Here is a 15,147-nt window from a genome sequence, read left to right as displayed (position 1 = left end):
CATGGCAGAAAGGCGGCGTCGAAAACGCCATCGGCAGGCTGCGCCGAAACCTGCCCCGAAAAACCAACCTCGATGACTTGCCTGGCAACGCCTTCGACGCCATCATCGCAAACTACAACAATACCCCCAGAAAATGCCTCGGCTTCAAAACTCCAGCCGAAACCTTCCTGATGTTGCACTTCAAATGTGAATCCACACCCGGATCAAGTCCGGGGTGACGAGGAAAGCGAGGGCAGCTTCCGGTCGTTAGCGGATGTCTCGGAAGCTACCGGGCGTACGCATCCCGCAACTCGCGTTTCAGTACCTTGCCGATCGGGCTGCGCGGCAGTTCGTCCACCACCGTAATCGCGCTCAGCCGCTGCGTCTTGCCCACCTTGGCGTTGCAGTCGGCGCGCACGGCCTCGGCATCGGCGCCGGGTTTGAGCACGACGAACGCCACCGGCGTCTCGCCCCATTCCTCGCTCGGCATGCCGACCACCGCGGCTTCGACGACGCGCTCGTCGACGATCAATATCGCTTCCAGATCGCTCGGGAAGATATTGAAGCCGCCCGAGATGATCATGTCCTTGGCGCGGTCCATCAGCGTCAGGAAGCCGTCCTCGTCGATGCGGCCGATGTCGCCGTGGCGATAGAAGAGATTTCCCTCGGCGTCGTACCAGTGCATCGCCTTGGTCGCGTCGGGGCGGTTGTTGTACCCCGTCATCATCGCGGGGCTGCGCCCGACGACTTCGCCGACCGAACCTTGCGGCAGCTCGTTGCCGTCCTCGTCGATCACCTTCGCGATATGGCCGGGCGCCGGCTTGCCGACGGTGTGCAATTTATCGGGGAATTGATGGGCCTCGAGGATGAAGGCCGCGCCGCCCTCGGTCATGCCGTAAATTTCGACGAGCCCGCCCGGCCAGCGTTGCAGCACATCGGCCTTGAGCGCGGCGGGGAAGGGCGCCGAGGTGCAATATTTGACGACGAAGCTGGAGAGGTCGAAGGCGCCGAAATCCTCCAGCGCCATGATCCGGCGGTACTGCACCGGGACCAGCATCGTGTTCGTCGCGCGCTCGCGCGCCGCGAGTTCGAGGAAGCCGCGCGCGTCGAATTTCTTCATCAAGACGACCTGCCCGCCCGACCCGACCGTCGGCATGAAGCTCGCCATCGTCGTGTTCGAATAGAGCGGGGTCGACAGGATCGTCACCGCGTGCGGGCCATAGGCGGGGGCGCCGCGGATGATATGCTGCCAGCGCATCGCATGGCTGTGGACGATGCCTTTCGGCGTGCCCGTGGTGCCCGACGAATAGATGATGTTGAAGCCGTCCTCGGGCAGAATTTCGACCGGCGCCGGTTTGGTGCCCGCCAGCGACAGCCAGGCGTCGAGCGGCGTTCCCGCGTCGCTGCCGTCCATCGCGATCAGGTCGCTCGCGGCGATGGCATGGCCTTCGAGGCTCGCCTTCGCCGCGCTGTCGAGGAACAGGTGGCGCGCGCCGGTGTCGGCGATCATCGCCGCCATCTGCTCGCCCGTCGCGCTGTTGGTGACCAGCCCCGCGACCCCGCCCGCGCGTAGCGTGCCGAGGATCACCGCCATCTGCTCGACGCTGTTGAGGCCGGCGATCGCGGTGCGCTCCCCTTTCTTGAATCCGTCCTGCTGCAACCGCGCGGCGATTCGGTCGGTCAATTGATCCAGTTCGGACCAGCTCAGCCGCCGCACCGGGTCGGCAGCCGCTACGGCATCGGGACGTTCCGCGGCATGGGCACGGACGAGGTCGGGCAGGGTGGCGAAGTCGCCGTCAAGCATTTCGATACTGGTCATGGCCTAGGGTTAGCACAGCCGAAAGGCGGTGCAATGCCGGTGGGGCGGCGGCGTGACAGCATGTTGCGACGACGACGGGGGGTGCGGATGGCATCATCGGACAGGGCCGGGGAAAGCGACAGGAAGTTACTCGTCGCCATCTATCATCCGTTGGCGCCGCGTGCCGACACGCTCGGCGATGCGATTGAGGCCGCAGGTTTGGCGGTGCAATTCCTGCCGCCGCATGTGAACGGGCTTCGCCCTTGGGTCGATGCCTGCTTCGACTTGCTGATCGTTAACCCGTTCCTCGACTGGCAGGAGCCTTTCGAGTTCATCCGGCTGGCGCGATCGATCGCGGGGCGGCGGCCGCTGATAGCGCTTTCCGACCGCGACTCGCTCGACGACCGGATGGTCGCGCTCGGCGCGGGCGCCGACGATGCGGTTGGCTGGACGGGCAATCTGCCCGAAATACTCGCGCGGATCGCCAGCCTGCTCCGCCGCAGCCGCATCGCCGCCGGGCAGCTCGGCGAGGGCGAACTGCGCATCGACCTGATCGACCGGCGCGTCGAACGCGCGGGCCGGATCATCCGCTTGGCGCTTCGCGAATTCGACCTGCTCGCGAACCTTGCGCGCGTACCCGACCGGCCGCTGTCGCGCGATGCGCTGCTCCGCGCGGTGTGGCGGCTCGATTTCGATCCCGGCACCAACCGCGTCGAGGTTCATATGTCGCGGCTGCGCGCCAAGGTCGATCGGGGGTTCGACTGGCCGATGCTGCGCACCGTGAAGGGCATGGGCTATACGCTGCGGTCGCGTCCGGATTAGGTCCGGCATCTCCCAATCTTGCGTCGCAATTTGCCGCTTCTCGATCGGGATCCTGTCACTGGCCCCAGCTTGCTTGACCGAAAGTTTCAGGTTGCTACTGATCTTCGACATAAAGAAAGCAACGATTCCCGGAGATGATGCCCGATGCACCCCTCAGTCCACGCCCGCGCCAATCCCGATAAAGCCGCGATCATTGTCGCCGAAACGGGCGAGGCGATCAGCTATGGCGAACTCGACGCGGCTTCGAACCGCGCGGCGCAGCTCTTCCGCTCGCATGGATTGGGGCATGAGGATGTCGTCGCTTTCATGCTCGACAACACCCCGCATTATTACGGGCTGACCTGGGGCGCGCAGCGCGCGGGGCTGCGCTACGTCTGCATCTCGTCGCGGCTGACGCAGGACGAGACCGACTATATTCTCGAAAATTCGGGTGCGCAGATTCTTGTCGTATCAGCGAGCCTTGCGGGCGCCGCGCAGCAGCTCACGACCGGGATCAAGCGCTTCGCGATGGGCGGCGACATCCCCGGATACGCCAGTTGGGAGGATGCCGTCGCCGCGATGCCCGCGACGCCCGTCGCCGACGAACGTGCCGGGGTCGACATGCTCTATTCGTCGGGCACCACCGGGCGGCCCAAGGGCGTGCGCGTCCCGCTGCCCGAGGACCCCGCGATCGACGCGACGAACAGCCTTGTCCTGCTCGCCTCGGCGATATTCCAGATCAACGCCGACAGCATCTATCTGTCGCCCGCGCCGCTCTATCACGCCGCGCCGCTGCGCTGGTCGATGACGATCCACCGGCTTGGCGGCACCGTCGTGCTGATGAAGAAATTCGATCCCGAGGCGGCGCTCGCGCATATCGAAAAATATCGCGTGAACGCCAGCCAGTGGGTTCCGACGCATTTTGTGCGCATGCTCAAACTGCCTGAGGAGGTTCGCTCGCGTTATGACACTTCGTCGCTGAAGGTCGCGATCCACGCCGCAGCGCCGTGCCCGGTGCCGGTCAAGCAGGCGATGATCGACTGGTGGGGGCCGGTGCTCTTCGAATATTATGCCGGGTCCGAAGGCAATGGCATGACCTTCATCTCCAGCGCCGACTGGCTGACGCACAAGGGCTCGGTCGGTCGGCCGATCCTTGGCGCGATCCATATCATGGGCGAGGACAACGAAACCGAGCTTGGTGCGAACGAAGAGGGCGCGGTTTTCTTCGAGAGCGAAAATGTCTTCGAATATCATGGGGATAATGAGAAAACGGCGTCGAGCCGCAATTCGAAAGGCTGGTCGACCCTTGGCGATGTGGGCAAAGTTGATGAAGATGGCTTCCTCTATTTGACCGACCGCAAGAGCTTCATGATCATCTCGGGCGGGGTGAACATCTATCCGCAGGAGATCGAGAATCATCTCGTGACGCACCCGAAGGTCGCCGACGTCGCGGTCGTCGGCGGCCCGCACGACGAAATGGGCGAGGAGGTGATCGCGGTCATCCAACCCGCCGACATGGCCGACGCGACCGATGCCTTCCGCGCCGAGTTGCTGACCTATGCGCGCGAGAAATTGTCGGGGGTGAAGATTCCGCGCCGGATCGACTTCATGGCAGCGCTGCCGCGCCACGACACGGGCAAGCTCTACAAGCGCCTTCTCCGCGACCAATATTGGGAAAAGGCAAAGGCGTGATGGCGCGCCGCCTCGAATTCTTCTTCGACCTGTCGTCGCCGTGGACCTATCTGGCGTTCACCAATGTCCATGCGATCGTCGCGTCGACCGGGGCGACGGTCACTTTCCGCCCCGTGCTTGTTGGCGGCATCTTCAACGCGGTGAACCAAGGCGTCTATGCCGCGCGTGAACAGGCCGACAACCGGAAGTTGCTGCACAGCTGGAAGGTGCTGAAGGATTGGGCGCGGCTCGCGGGCGTGGAGATGAATTTCCCTTCGCAATGGCATCCGGCGAAGAGCGTGACCGCGATGCGCTTCGCCACGGCGCTCAAGGATGATCAGCCCGCGCTGATCGCCTTTGCGCGTGCGGCGTTTGAAAGCTATTTTGGCCGCCAGGAAAATCTCGACGATCCCGGGGTGCTGGAGGCGGCCGCGACCGCCGCGGGGCTCGATGGCGCGGCGATCCGTGCGGCGTCGACGAGCGATGCGGTCAAGGCGCGGCTGCGTGCCAATACCGAAGAGGTGATCGCGCGCGGCGGCTATGGATCGCCGGCGATGTTCGTCGATCGCGACGACATGTATTTCGGCAACGACCAACTGCCGCTCGTCGAGGCGGCGCTGAAAGCTTGAACACAGAGGATTCTCCCATGAAAGACCGGATTTCGATCACCATGCTCGAAGGCGGCATCGCCGACGTCCGGCTGATCCGCGCCGACAAGATGAACGCGCTCGACCCCGCGATGTGGGACGCGCTCGCCGAGGCGATCGATCAGCTCAAGGCGACCGCGGGTCTGCGCGTCGTGGTGCTGTCGGGCGAAGGCCGCGCCTTTTGCGCCGGGCTCGACCTGTCGAGTCTCAGCAACGAACGCGACCCGGGCGCGAGCAGCGCCGGCGGCACCTTGTCGGACCGGACGCGCGGGATCGCGAACAATGCGCAATATGCCGCGTGGGGCTGGCGCGAGATTCCGGTGCCGGTGATCGCGGCGGTGCACGGTGTCGCGTTCGGCGCGGGCAGCCAGATCATGGCGGCGGCGGACATTCGCATCGTCCACCCCGACACGCGCATCGCGATCATGGAAATGCGCTGGGGGCTGGTGCCTGACGTCGCGGGGATGGCGCTGTGGCGCACGCAGGTTGCCGACGATGTGCTGCGCGAGATGATCTATACCAACCGCGAATTCAACGGATCGGAAGCCAAGCTGCTCGGCTTTGCGACGCATGTGTCGGACGATCCGTTCGCCAAGGCGATGGAACTCGCCGAAGTGATCGCCGACAAGAATCCGCACGCAATCCGCGGTGCGAAGCGGCTTTGCAACATGCTCGCCGACGCGAGCGACGCCGAAATATTGCAGGCCGAAAGCGACGAGCAGGTCAAGGTCATCCGCACCCCGAACCAGATGGAAGCGGTGATGGCGGGGATGCAGAAGCGGAAGCCGAATTTTACGGATTAAGCGAGCAGCCCCAAAAACCGCACCGCATTGTCCCAGTCGCGCTTGTGCGCGGCGCGCTGCGCTTGCGCCTCGGCATCGGTGCCCCAGCGGCGCTCTTGATATAATTCGTCGAGGCGGACCGCATCCCACAAGGCTTCGGCATCGAACGCCTCTTCGACGCGCGCCAGCCCGGCGACGAGCGACCCGCCGAGGGTGACCAGCGGAGTCATCCCCGCCATCCGCCACGGGTCGACCGCGAACACCGCTGCGCGCAATGCTGCAACCGTTTCGGCCGGCTGATCGACGGGCAATATCCCCTGGGTGATAACGAACTCGATGCCGAAGCGTTCTTCGGCCCAGGTGAGCAGGGGATTCCACGCCGCCACCTGCTCGGCCTGCAACAGCGCATCGCGGTCGTCGCGGTAACAGAACAGGTCGGTCGCGGCATAAGCGGCGATGGGTTCGGCAAAGGCTGCGGGGCCGGGCGAGGCGAGGTCGATCGCGGCGTTGGTCAGGCCCGTCATCGGCATGGCCGCGGGATCGACCGTCTCGCCCTGCGCCTGCCATTCGGCGGCGATTGCCTCGGCGAGTGCGAGGCTGGTGACCGCCAGCGGGGCGCGCTGCGGCGTGCGCACCGGGCGGCCGTCGAGCGCGATGCCCCAGCCGCCATCCTCGGGGGCGACGGCAACCTCTTTCCAGAAGCGCTTCACGGGTTTTTGGGCGAACGCCAGCGGCGCGCGAGCAGCAGCGGCATGACAGCGAAATCGAACGCCCCGACCAGCACGATCGCGGCGCCGATCCAGCGGTCGGTCGGCTGGCCCGCCAGCGTGAAACCGCCGCTGATCAGGATGAAACCGATCATCGCGAAGGCGGCGCCCATCAGGCGCATGATCGAGAGGGCAAAGAAGCGTTTCCTGGCGAGCGCGTCGTCGGTCTGGGTCATGCGCCCTCCCTATCGCCGCCAAGGTGGCGCATCAACTGCGCGAGCGCGCCATGGCCGGTCGCCTCGACGCCGTCGATCACGCGCGCGCGCTCGTCGGCGGATTTGTTCTGCGACAGCTTGATCGTCGGGCGCCACGCGGCGATGCGTATTTCGAAACCGGTAATGGCACCGGTCATCTTGCTGAACAGCGCCGGGTTCATCTTGTGGCGCGTCCAGGGCGGGTTCGCACCGGCGCGCGCTTCGTGCTGGGCGGACAATGTGTCGAGCTGCGCGACCAGCTCGGCGTCGTCGAGCTTGCGCGCCACGCCTTCCATCTCGATCGCGACATAATTCCACGTCGGCACCTGATCGGCGTCGGCGTACCAGCTTGCGCTGACATAGGCGTCGGGTCCCTGCACGACGGCCAGCGCGTTCGCGCCGGCCAAGTGGCGCGTGAGCGCGTTACCGCGCGCAAGATGGAATTGCAGCGTCGTCCGGTCGTCGCTCAGCACCACCGGCGCATGCGCGACGCGCGGCCCGTCAGGGGTGTTCGCAAAGATCGCGGCAAAACCGATCTCGCGCACGAGCAATTCGGCGAGATCGTCCTGCCGCGGGCGAAAGGCGCTATTGGGATGCATCAGCTCGCCTTGGGCGGGCGCGCCGGATGCTTCTTCGCGCTCGGTTTCTTGCCTGCGGCTTTCCCGGGCGCCGGCTTGCCGGGCTTGCCCGGTTTCGCTTTCGCCTTGGGCTTCGGCTTCGGCTTGCCGACAAAATCGGTCGGCTTGCTCTCGGCGGTGCGGCCCCGCCGCTCGCCGCGCCGCGCCTTGCGGATCTGCTTGCTGTGCGCCTTCGCCTGCGCCTTCAGCGCCGATTTGGGCGGCGGGCCTTTTTCGGTGGGGTCGGTCCCGGCCTCGCCGAGCAGCAGGTCGAAGCCGAGCGCGTCGAGGCTCGCCGCGAAATGCTCGGGCACCTCGGCGCTGATATCGATCGCGCCGCCGTCGGGATGGTCGATGCGCAGGCGGCGGCTGTGGAGGTGCATCTTGCGGCTGATCGTGCCGGTCAGGAAGGCGCCCTTGCCGCCATATTTGCCGTCGCCGACGATCGGATGCCCGATCGCCGCCATATGGACGCGCAGCTGGTGCGTGCGCCCGGTCAGCGGTTGCAACTCGACCCATGCCGCGCTGTTCCCCGCGCGCTCGATCACCCGGTAGCGCGTCTTCGACGGCAGCCCGTCGTCATGGACGTGCATCTTCTCGCCGCCCGATCCCGGCTGCTTGGCGAGCGGCAGGTCGATTTCGCCCTGCTGGATGTCGGGCACGCCGACGATGATCGCCCAATAGGTCTTCTTCGCGCTGCGGTTCGAAAAGCTCTTGGCGAAATAGGCCGCGGCCTTCGGCGTCCGCGCAACCAGGAGCGCGCCCGAGGTGTCCTTGTCGAGCCGGTGGACGAGCTTGGGCCGCGTCGGACCATCGAATTTCAGCGCGTCGAGCAGGCCGTCGACATGCTGCTCGGTCTTCGTCCCCCCCTGCGTGGCGAGCCCCGGCAGCTTGTTGAGCACGATCGCGCTGGCATCGCGGTGGATGAGCATCCCCGTCGCCAGCTCGACATCGGCGTCGGTCAGCGGCCGGCCCTTGCGCGCCGGGCGCGCCGCGGTCTCGACCGGCGGGGTCGGCATGACGAGTTTTTGCCCCGTCGCGATGCGGTCCGACACATCGGCCTTCTTGCCGTCGAGCGTCAGCTGGCCCGAGCGCGCCCAGCGCGCGAGCAGCGCGTGCGGTGTGCCTTCGCGGTGGCGCTTGAACCAGCGATCGAGACGGATGCCGTCGTCTTCCTCGGCGATGGTCGCGCTGTCGAGATTCGCCTTGGGCTCGCTCATGCCGGCACCTGCCGCACGATGAACAGGCCGAGCCCGCAGGCGGCGATCGCGCCGATCACCGACGCGACAACATAGGCGGCTGCCTGAGCATTTTGGCCGCGTTCGAAAAGCATCCAATATTCCATGCTGAAAGAGGAGAAGGTGGTGAAGCCGCCGAGAATCCCGACGCCGACGAACAGGCGCGTGGTGTCGCCGCCACCGCTGCGCGCGAGCCAGCCGACGAGCAGGCCCATCAACAGGCTGCCGACGATATTGATCGACAGCGTTCCCCATGGGAAGGCGGCGCCGAACCGCGCGAGCACCGCCTGCCCGACCAGATGGCGGGCACCGGCGCCGATCGCGCCGCCGATCATGACGGGAAACAGGCTGTTCATGCGCTCGCCCTAGCCCGAAACGGGCGCGAGGCATAGCGGGCCATTTCTAGGCGTCGGGCGGGGTCACCGCGGTAGTGGCGCGTTCGTGCGTCGCGCGCCAGTTTTCGGGGAGGATAAAGTCGCCCTGCCAGATACCGCGCCGTTTCGCCTGCGCCTCGGCTTCTTCGACCATATAGGCGTCGCTGGTCGCCACCGCCCAGCCCTGCCGCGCCATTTCGGCGGCAAGGTCGATGCCGTCGGGGAAGGGCGCGGTGCGGCATGCGGCGAGCGTGCGATCGTAACGATCCTTTGCCGCAACCTCGCAATGAAGCGGCCCGCGGCCTGCCAGTTTTTCGAGCGCGGCGCGCGCTTCGCGCCCGCAAGGCCAGCGCGTAGCGCCGCGCGCGCAATCCTGCCGATATTCGACCGCGTCGATGCCGGTCAGACGGATCGTCAGCGGCGCGTCATCCTGCCGTACCGTGAGGCTGTCGCCGTCGATCACATGGACGAGCGGCACGGTCAGCGCGGGCGGGGGCGACCATAGCCAAGCGGTGAGCGCGAGCCCGGCGAGCAGCAGCAGCGCGAGCAGCGACCGGAACCGCCGTCGCCAGCGGAGGCGGGTTAGCGAGGAAGGGCCGGAAACCATCGGCCCGGCCTGACGCGATGACGGCGGCTTGGCAAGCGCGAATAAATTGTTGACGATGAGAACAAATCATGTCCAAAATGGACCTATTCCCCAACGGCCGACCCGCGCCGACTCATGCCGATATCAAGCTTGGGTCCGGATTGGCGGCAAACGGGAGCGAACAAAAGGTGAATGCCGCCGAAATGACGGCATGCTTACGCCAGGGTGGAGCGATAGGGGGCAGGTGCATGATGGTGGGCCAAGGGATGCGGACGCTGGATACATTGGCAATCGCACCGGGCGCTTTCGGTGCAGGACACGCCGGGCCGCCCGAGACGATCGGCGGACCTATCCCCGATGGTGTTGCTTCGCCGCTTTTGTTTGTGGGGTCAGAGGCTGATTGCCCCGACACGGCTCCCCTCGCCGGGGTGCGCCTCGTCCGAACGCTCGCGCCGTTGCGGGCGGCGGATTTCATCCGGAAAACCGCGACGCTCGACATCATCTGGCTCGCCGCTGCGGAGACGATCGAAGGCGAAACGCTGGGCGACATATGTGCGGCGGCGGGTGAACGCGGCTGCAATCTCATATGCGAGACCGCGCTGGTCGCGCTCGACCGGGTCGCCGCGGCGATTCCGGCGGCGCTCGACGTCCAGTTCCTCGTCGAGCCCGATCCGACCGACCGGCTCGTCGCCCTTGCGGCGGCACGACGTACGCGGCACGGCGTGCTCCACGACATCGCGCGCGACGATGCGATGGAGCGGATCGACCGGCTGCAGGAAGAAGTCGCGCGCATTTCGCGCCTGCTCGGCGATCTCGCCGGGCAGAGGGGCGGTCTTCCCGGCACGCCGACAGGCTATATATCGCGCGGCGAGGATCCGGCCGACCATGCGGGACAGGTACGCGCGCCGGCGCGCGACTTTGCCGCGATGCCGCGCAGCTTCATTCCCGAAGAGCGCACGCTCGACCGGCAGCGTGCCAAGGCGGTGCGGCGGATGCTGCGCCAGCGGCGGATGCGCGAGCAATATTTCCCCGCCGACCTGTTCGCCGATCCGGCATGGGACATGCTGCTCGACCTTTATGCCGCGCGGCTCGAACGCCAGCCGGTGTCGGTGTCGAGCCTGTGCATCGCCGCCGCGGTTCCCGCAACGACGGCGCTGCGCTGGATCAAGACGATGACCGATGCCGGCCTGTTCCTGCGCGAAGACGACCCGCACGACGGCCGCCGCATCTTCATCGCGCTCGCCGAAGGCGCCTCCGACGCGCTCGCCCGTTATTTCGAGGCGCTCGACGAATAGGCATGGCCCGCGCCGAGGGGCAGGGCTTTAGCCCGAATCGGGAACCATTTCCCTTCATCGCGGGGCGCACTATGTAAGCGCCGCACTTCAAGGGAGATTCTGCCGATGCCGATCATGGCCGCCCGCGTTTATCATGACGGCAAGCTCGTCCGCGACATCGGCCCGGACGAAGCGATCCCCGAAGATTGCGACAATGGCGATTTCTTTTGGCTTGGCCTTTACGAACCGACGCCGGGCGAACTCGAGGGGATTGCGAAACGCTTCGGCCTCCACCCGCTCGCGGTCGAGGATGCGCTGAAGGCGAACCAACTGCCGAAAGTCGAGGCCTATGGCGACCAGCTGTTCGTCGTGACCCGCACCGCCAACCTCGACGCCGATATGATACATCCGGGCGAAACCGCCTTTTTCCTCGGCCCCCATTTCTTCGTCAGCGTCCGTCACGGGTCGGCCCGCACGCACACCGACATCCGGGCGCGGCTCGAAACGCTGCCCGCCAAGCTCGCGCACGGTCCCGATTATGTCCTTTATGCCGTCCTCGATTTCATCGTCGATGGCTATTTCCCCGTCATCGACGCGATCGAGGACCGGATGCTGATGGTCGAGGAAAGCGTCATGGACACGCCGCTCGACGCTGCCGAGATTCGGCATCTCTATTCGCAGCGGCACGAGATCATCCGCTTTCAGCGCCTCGTCGGGATGATGAAAGAAGTCGCCGGCCGGCTCGCGACCGACGATGATCTTCCCAATGTCGATTCCGCGGTGCGTCCTTTTTTCCGCGACATCTGGGACCATGTGCAGCGCGCCGAGTTCCGCCTGACCGGGCTGCGCGATATTGCCGCGTCAGTGATCGAAACCAACGGCATGCTCGAACAGCAGCGCCAGGGCGTCATCACGCGCCAGCTCGCCGCATGGGCCGCGATCCTGGCCGTGCCAACCGCGATTGCCGGCATCTATGGCATGAATTTCGAACATATGCCCGAACTCGGCTGGACCTTTGGTTATCCGATGGTCGTCGGCGTGATTGCCGTGATCTGCGCGCTCCTCTTTTGGCGGTTCAAACGCATCGGCTGGCTCTGACGCGCGCGTCTTGCTTGCCAGCGGCGGCGGCTTATGGCAGGGGCTCCCCTCCCGCTGATGGCGACATCCGGGGGGCGCTTAGCTCAGTTGGTAGAGCATCTCGTTTACACCGAGAGGGTCGGCGGTTCGAGCCCGTCAGCGCCCACCACGAACCTTCCGCGTCATCGTGCGTTGCGCCTTTACAGCCGATGATGGCATGAAAGGAAACCCGATGCCGTGCGAACTCAAAGGCTCGTGCCGGTGCGGCGCGATACGCTTTTCCATGCAGAGCCACACGCCGGTGCCGTACCAGCTTTGCTATTGTTCGATTTGCCGGAAACAGCAGGGTGGCGGGGGCTATGCGATCAACCTCGGCGCGGACGCGCGGACGCTGAAGGTCGAGGGTAAGGAACATCTCGGCCTCTATCGCGCGCGGATCGAGGATGACGAGCATGAAACTTGCGAAGTTTCGAGCGGCGAACGGCGTTTCTGCCGCTTATGCGGGTCGGCCCTATGGCTCTATGATCCGACCTGGCCCGACCTCATCCACCCCTTTGCAAGCGCGATCGATTCGCCGCTGCCGGTGCCGCCGTCGCGCGTCCATCTGATGCTCAAATATAAGGCGGATTGGGTCGAACCCGGCATCGGGCCGGATGATGCGGCGTTCGATCTCTATCCCGAAAAATCGATCGAGGAGTGGCACAAGGACGCGGGCGTCTGGGTCGCTTGATCTCGTCGCCGATGGGGTTAAGGGACGGCTATTCGAAAAAGGTCGCTTCCATGAAATATCTGCTTGCCGCTCTCGCACCCGCTCTGCTCGCTTTTGCTTCGCCCGCGCTCGCCGCGCCGAAACAGGGCGATGTCGTCATCCGCCATGTGACGATCGTCGATGTCGAGGCGGCGAAGACGGTCGCCGGGCAGGCGGTGGTGCTGAAGGGCGGCGATATCGTCGCGGTCGGCGCCGATGCGGTCATCGCGAAGGACTGGCACGCGGCGCGAACGGTCGAGGGCAAGGGACGCTATCTGATCCCGGGCCTGTGGGACATGCACGTCCATTTCGGCGGCGGCCCCGAGCTGATCGAAGAGAATAAGGCGTTGCTGCCGCTCTATGTCGCGAACGGCATCACGACGATCCGCGACTGTTCGGGGGACCTGCCCGAGCAGGTGCTCGCCTGGCGCGGCGAGATTGCGGCGGGCAGCCTGTTCGGCCCGCGCCTGCTGACATCGGGCGCAAAGATCGAGGGTATCGCGCCGGTCTGGAAAGGGACGATCGAGGTCGGCAGCGAGGCCGACGTCGACGCCGCGCTCGATCGCCTCAAGACGCGCGACAAGGTCGATTTCGTCAAGATCACCGACAGCACGCTGAAACCCGAACTATTCCTTTATGCGCTGACCAAGGCCAAGGCGCTTGGGCTGCGGACATCGGGGCATATTCCGATGGCGCTGACGGTCGATCAGGCGGTCGACGCCGGGATCAGCTCGATCGAGCATCTCGACTATGCCTATAATGCCGGGGCGAAGGACGAGGCGGCGATCGCCGCCGATTTCGCCGCGAAGCGCATCGACCGCGCCGAGGCGAATCGCCGCCTCGATGCCGGCTTCGACCGCGACACCGCGATGGCCGCCTATCGCCGCTTCGCCGCCAAGGGCGTGTTCGTCACCCCGACACTGAACGGCAGCCGCATCATCGCCTATCTCGACCGCGACGATCATTCGAAGGATGCGGGACTCGCCTATATCGGACCCAAGCTGCGCAAGACCTATGATTGGCGCATCGAGCGCGCGGCGAAGGCCGACGCCGCGGCGATCGCGACGCGGCACAAGCGGATCGAGGATGTGGCGACGATCCTGCCGATGCTCGCCGAAGCGGGCGTGCCGATCATCGCGGGGACCGACGCGGGCTTCCTCAACAGCTATAATTATCCGGGCTTTGGCCTCCATGATGAGGTCGAGCTATTCCAGCAAAAGGGGCTGACTCCAGCGCAGGCGCTCGCATCGGCAACGCGCGCGGGTCCGGCATGGTTCGGGCAGCTCGATCGCTATGGCGCGGTGAAGCCGGGCATGGCGGCCGATCTGGTGTTGCTCGACAAAAATCCGCTCGAGGACATCGCCGCGACGCGCGCCATCGATACGGTGGTGCTGCGCGGGACGGTGCAGGATCGTGCGGCGCTCGACAAGATGCTTGCCGAAACGAAAGCCAAGGTCACGGCGTGGAATGCCGAAGCCGCGAAACCCTAGGGGACCGGCCGGCGCACGGCTTGCCGGGCGCGCCAGACGCTCCACAGCGTGAAGATTCCCATAGCAGCCCAGATGACGTTCAGCACCGCCGATGGCAGCGCGCCATTATAGCCCGAATTGATGATGAAGCCGCCCGCGCCGATCACGTTCATCCATTGATAAAGATAGCTGCGCCCTTCCAGCTTGCCGAGCGAAAGCAGGATATAGGCGGCGAGGATGATCGCGGCTGCGGCCCAGCCGATGACTTCGATGGCGATGCGCAGCGCATCCATGGCGTTTCCTTTTCGGAGGGGGCGGGCGCCTAGCGCAGCGTGGCTTCGATCGCCTCGACGGCGTCCTTGGCTTCGGACAGCCGCATGCCGGTCAGCTCGCGCATCCGCTTGATCGCCTCGATCTTGCGGCCGCGGCGGATCAGGTCGAGAATCTGGTCGTCGCTGGAGACTTCGGTGCGCACATGCACCTTCCCCGGCGTATCGCCGATTTCTACGCTATGTGCCGGGGAAGGCGATGGCGGGCGCGGCACCGCACGCGGGGGCGGGCCCATCAGGTCGCGCGCGCCGCTGTTACGCCGCAGCGCGAGGATCAGTCCAGCGCCGCAAAGGAAACCGAGGGCGAAGAGAAGAAGTCCACTCATCGCCCTCGTTTTAGACCCTGTTTCGGCAAGATTGAAGCGACGAGATCGTCCAGCGAGCTGTGCTGGGGAGGAGCGTCGCGCGGTGCGGGCCGGTGGCCCGTGCAAGCGATGCGACGCGCCCGGCGCGGCTCGCTGGACGACCGCCTTTGGCGGCGGGCCGATTTTGACGTGAGGACGTCGTTGCTCGTCGGTCACGATGGAAAACCATCGCTCCCTTCTCGCGCCTCGCCTCGCGACAAAATCGGCTCCGTCTCGCGTTTCAATCTTGCCAAAACAGGGTCTGGCATCAAGCCGCGAGCTTGCGCAGCACGTAATGCAGGATGCCGCCGTTCATATAATATTCGATCTCGTTCGCGGTATCGATGCGGCAGAGCGTGTCGAAGCTGAAGGTCGAACCGTCGGCGCGGGTGACGTTCACCGTGACCGTCTGGCGCGGCTTGAGGCCGGCAACGCCGGTGATCGTGAACTGG

Annotated in this window: 18 protein-coding genes, 1 tRNA gene and 1 pseudogene; 10 read left to right on the top strand and 10 right to left on the bottom strand. The window is 65.6% G+C overall.

Translation table 11 applies throughout. From position 1 onward, the window contains the following. Positions 1–218, top strand: a pseudogene (locus VJ811_RS01145) (IS30 family transposase); the annotation flags it as partial. 47 nt (positions 219–265) lie between these two features. On the opposite strand, the gene VJ811_RS01140 reads toward VJ811_RS01145, so the two are convergent. Next, positions 266–1,798 (bottom strand): class I adenylate-forming enzyme family protein, encoded by a 1,533-nt coding sequence (locus tag VJ811_RS01140; protein WP_324070365.1) that lies wholly within the window; start codon positions 1,796–1,798, stop codon positions 266–268. Between the two features lie 87 nt (positions 1,799–1,885). Between VJ811_RS01140 and VJ811_RS01135 the strand changes: the two genes are divergently transcribed. The 4 genes from VJ811_RS01135 to VJ811_RS01120 all read left to right on the top strand — a co-directional run bounded on the left by VJ811_RS01135 (position 1,886) and on the right by VJ811_RS01120 (position 5,699). Then, positions 1,886–2,599 carry a response regulator transcription factor gene (locus tag VJ811_RS01135; protein ID WP_324070364.1) on the top strand — a complete coding sequence of 238 codons (714 nt, stop codon included), beginning with the start codon at positions 1,886–1,888 and terminating at the stop codon, positions 2,597–2,599. 144 nt (positions 2,600–2,743) lie between these two features. Then, positions 2,744–4,270: an acyl-CoA synthetase gene (locus VJ811_RS01130; protein ID WP_324070362.1), complete on the top strand. Its 1,527-nt coding sequence runs from the start codon at positions 2,744–2,746 to the stop codon at positions 4,268–4,270. Continuing rightward, positions 4,270–4,878: a 2-hydroxychromene-2-carboxylate isomerase gene (locus VJ811_RS01125; RefSeq protein WP_324070360.1), complete on the top strand. Its 609-nt coding sequence runs from the start codon at positions 4,270–4,272 to the stop codon at positions 4,876–4,878. Before VJ811_RS01130 ends, VJ811_RS01125 begins: the two co-directional genes overlap by 1 nt. Positions 4,879–4,895: 17 nt before the next feature. Then, positions 4,896–5,699 (top strand): crotonase/enoyl-CoA hydratase family protein, encoded by an 804-nt coding sequence (locus tag VJ811_RS01120; protein ID WP_324070358.1) that lies wholly within the window; start codon positions 4,896–4,898, stop codon positions 5,697–5,699. On the opposite strand, the gene VJ811_RS01115 is transcribed toward VJ811_RS01120, so the two are convergent. Genes VJ811_RS01115 through VJ811_RS01090 form a run of 6 tightly spaced genes read right to left on the bottom strand, consistent with a single transcriptional unit; the run spans position 5,696 to position 9,475 of the window. Beyond that, positions 5,696–6,388, bottom strand: coding sequence for an ATP12 family chaperone protein (locus VJ811_RS01115; RefSeq protein WP_324070356.1), 693 nt, complete (start codon positions 6,386–6,388; stop codon positions 5,696–5,698). The two genes, VJ811_RS01120 and VJ811_RS01115, sit on opposite strands and share 4 nt — an antisense overlap. Continuing rightward, positions 6,385–6,621: a hypothetical protein gene (locus VJ811_RS01110; protein WP_324070354.1), complete on the bottom strand. Its 237-nt coding sequence runs from the start codon at positions 6,619–6,621 to the stop codon at positions 6,385–6,387. Before VJ811_RS01110 ends, VJ811_RS01115 begins: the two co-directional genes overlap by 4 nt. After that, positions 6,618–7,238 (bottom strand): FMN-binding negative transcriptional regulator, encoded by a 621-nt coding sequence (locus VJ811_RS01105; RefSeq protein WP_324070352.1) that lies wholly within the window; start codon positions 7,236–7,238, stop codon positions 6,618–6,620. The genes VJ811_RS01110 and VJ811_RS01105 overlap by 4 nt, the downstream gene beginning before the upstream one ends. Next, positions 7,238–8,476 (bottom strand): RluA family pseudouridine synthase, encoded by a 1,239-nt coding sequence (locus VJ811_RS01100; RefSeq protein WP_324070350.1) that lies wholly within the window; start codon positions 8,474–8,476, stop codon positions 7,238–7,240. The genes VJ811_RS01105 and VJ811_RS01100 overlap by 1 nt, the downstream gene beginning before the upstream one ends. Next, entirely contained in the window at positions 8,473–8,850 is a 378-nt protein-coding gene (gene crcB, locus VJ811_RS01095; RefSeq protein ID WP_324070348.1) for a fluoride efflux transporter CrcB, read from the bottom strand. The genes VJ811_RS01100 and crcB overlap by 4 nt, the downstream gene beginning before the upstream one ends. Positions 8,851–8,896: 46 nt before the next feature. Further along, positions 8,897–9,475, bottom strand: coding sequence for a thermonuclease family protein (locus VJ811_RS01090; RefSeq protein WP_324070347.1), 579 nt, complete (start codon positions 9,473–9,475; stop codon positions 8,897–8,899). A 362-nt stretch (positions 9,476–9,837) separates the two neighbouring features. Here VJ811_RS01090 and VJ811_RS01085 point away from each other — a divergent pair, with 362 nt between their 5' ends. From VJ811_RS01085 to VJ811_RS01065, 5 genes are all read left to right on the top strand, one after another. After that, complete coding sequence (locus tag VJ811_RS01085) at positions 9,838–10,749, top strand: MarR family transcriptional regulator (RefSeq protein ID WP_324070345.1); 912 nt, start codon at positions 9,838–9,840, stop codon at positions 10,747–10,749. A 105-nt stretch (positions 10,750–10,854) separates the two neighbouring features. Continuing rightward, positions 10,855–11,826 carry a magnesium and cobalt transport protein CorA gene (locus VJ811_RS01080; protein WP_324070343.1) on the top strand — a complete coding sequence of 324 codons (972 nt, stop codon included), beginning with the start codon at positions 10,855–10,857 and terminating at the stop codon, positions 11,824–11,826. A 72-nt stretch (positions 11,827–11,898) separates the two neighbouring features. Beyond that, positions 11,899–11,974, top strand: a tRNA-Val gene (locus tag VJ811_RS01075). A 114-nt stretch (positions 11,975–12,088) separates the two neighbouring features. Further along, a complete protein-coding gene (locus VJ811_RS01070; RefSeq protein WP_324070341.1) occupies positions 12,089–12,535 on the top strand; it encodes a GFA family protein in 447 nt (148 codons plus the stop codon). 50 nt (positions 12,536–12,585) lie between these two features. Next, complete coding sequence (locus VJ811_RS01065; RefSeq protein WP_324070338.1) at positions 12,586–14,043, top strand: amidohydrolase family protein; 1,458 nt, start codon at positions 12,586–12,588, stop codon at positions 14,041–14,043. On the opposite strand, the gene VJ811_RS01060 is transcribed toward VJ811_RS01065, so the two are convergent. From VJ811_RS01060 to VJ811_RS01050, 3 genes are all read right to left on the bottom strand, one after another. After that, entirely contained in the window at positions 14,040–14,315 is a 276-nt protein-coding gene (locus tag VJ811_RS01060; RefSeq protein ID WP_324070336.1) for a CBU_0592 family membrane protein, read from the bottom strand. The two genes, VJ811_RS01065 and VJ811_RS01060, sit on opposite strands and share 4 nt — an antisense overlap. A 29-nt stretch (positions 14,316–14,344) precedes the next feature. Next, the gene (locus VJ811_RS01055) at positions 14,345–14,677 is read right to left on the bottom strand and encodes a ribosomal protein L7/L12 (RefSeq protein WP_324070334.1); all 333 of its coding nucleotides are present in this window, start codon (positions 14,675–14,677) and stop codon (positions 14,345–14,347) included. 286 nt (positions 14,678–14,963) lie between these two features. Continuing rightward, positions 14,964–15,147 (bottom strand): hypothetical protein (locus tag VJ811_RS01050; protein WP_324070332.1); only part of this gene is annotated, 184 nt, incomplete at its 5' end.

Source organism: Sphingopyxis sp. (assembly GCF_035250425.1).
In the GTDB taxonomy this organism is placed as follows: domain Bacteria; phylum Pseudomonadota; class Alphaproteobacteria; order Sphingomonadales; family Sphingomonadaceae; genus Sphingopyxis.
This window is presented reverse-complemented; position numbering and strand designations above follow the sequence as displayed.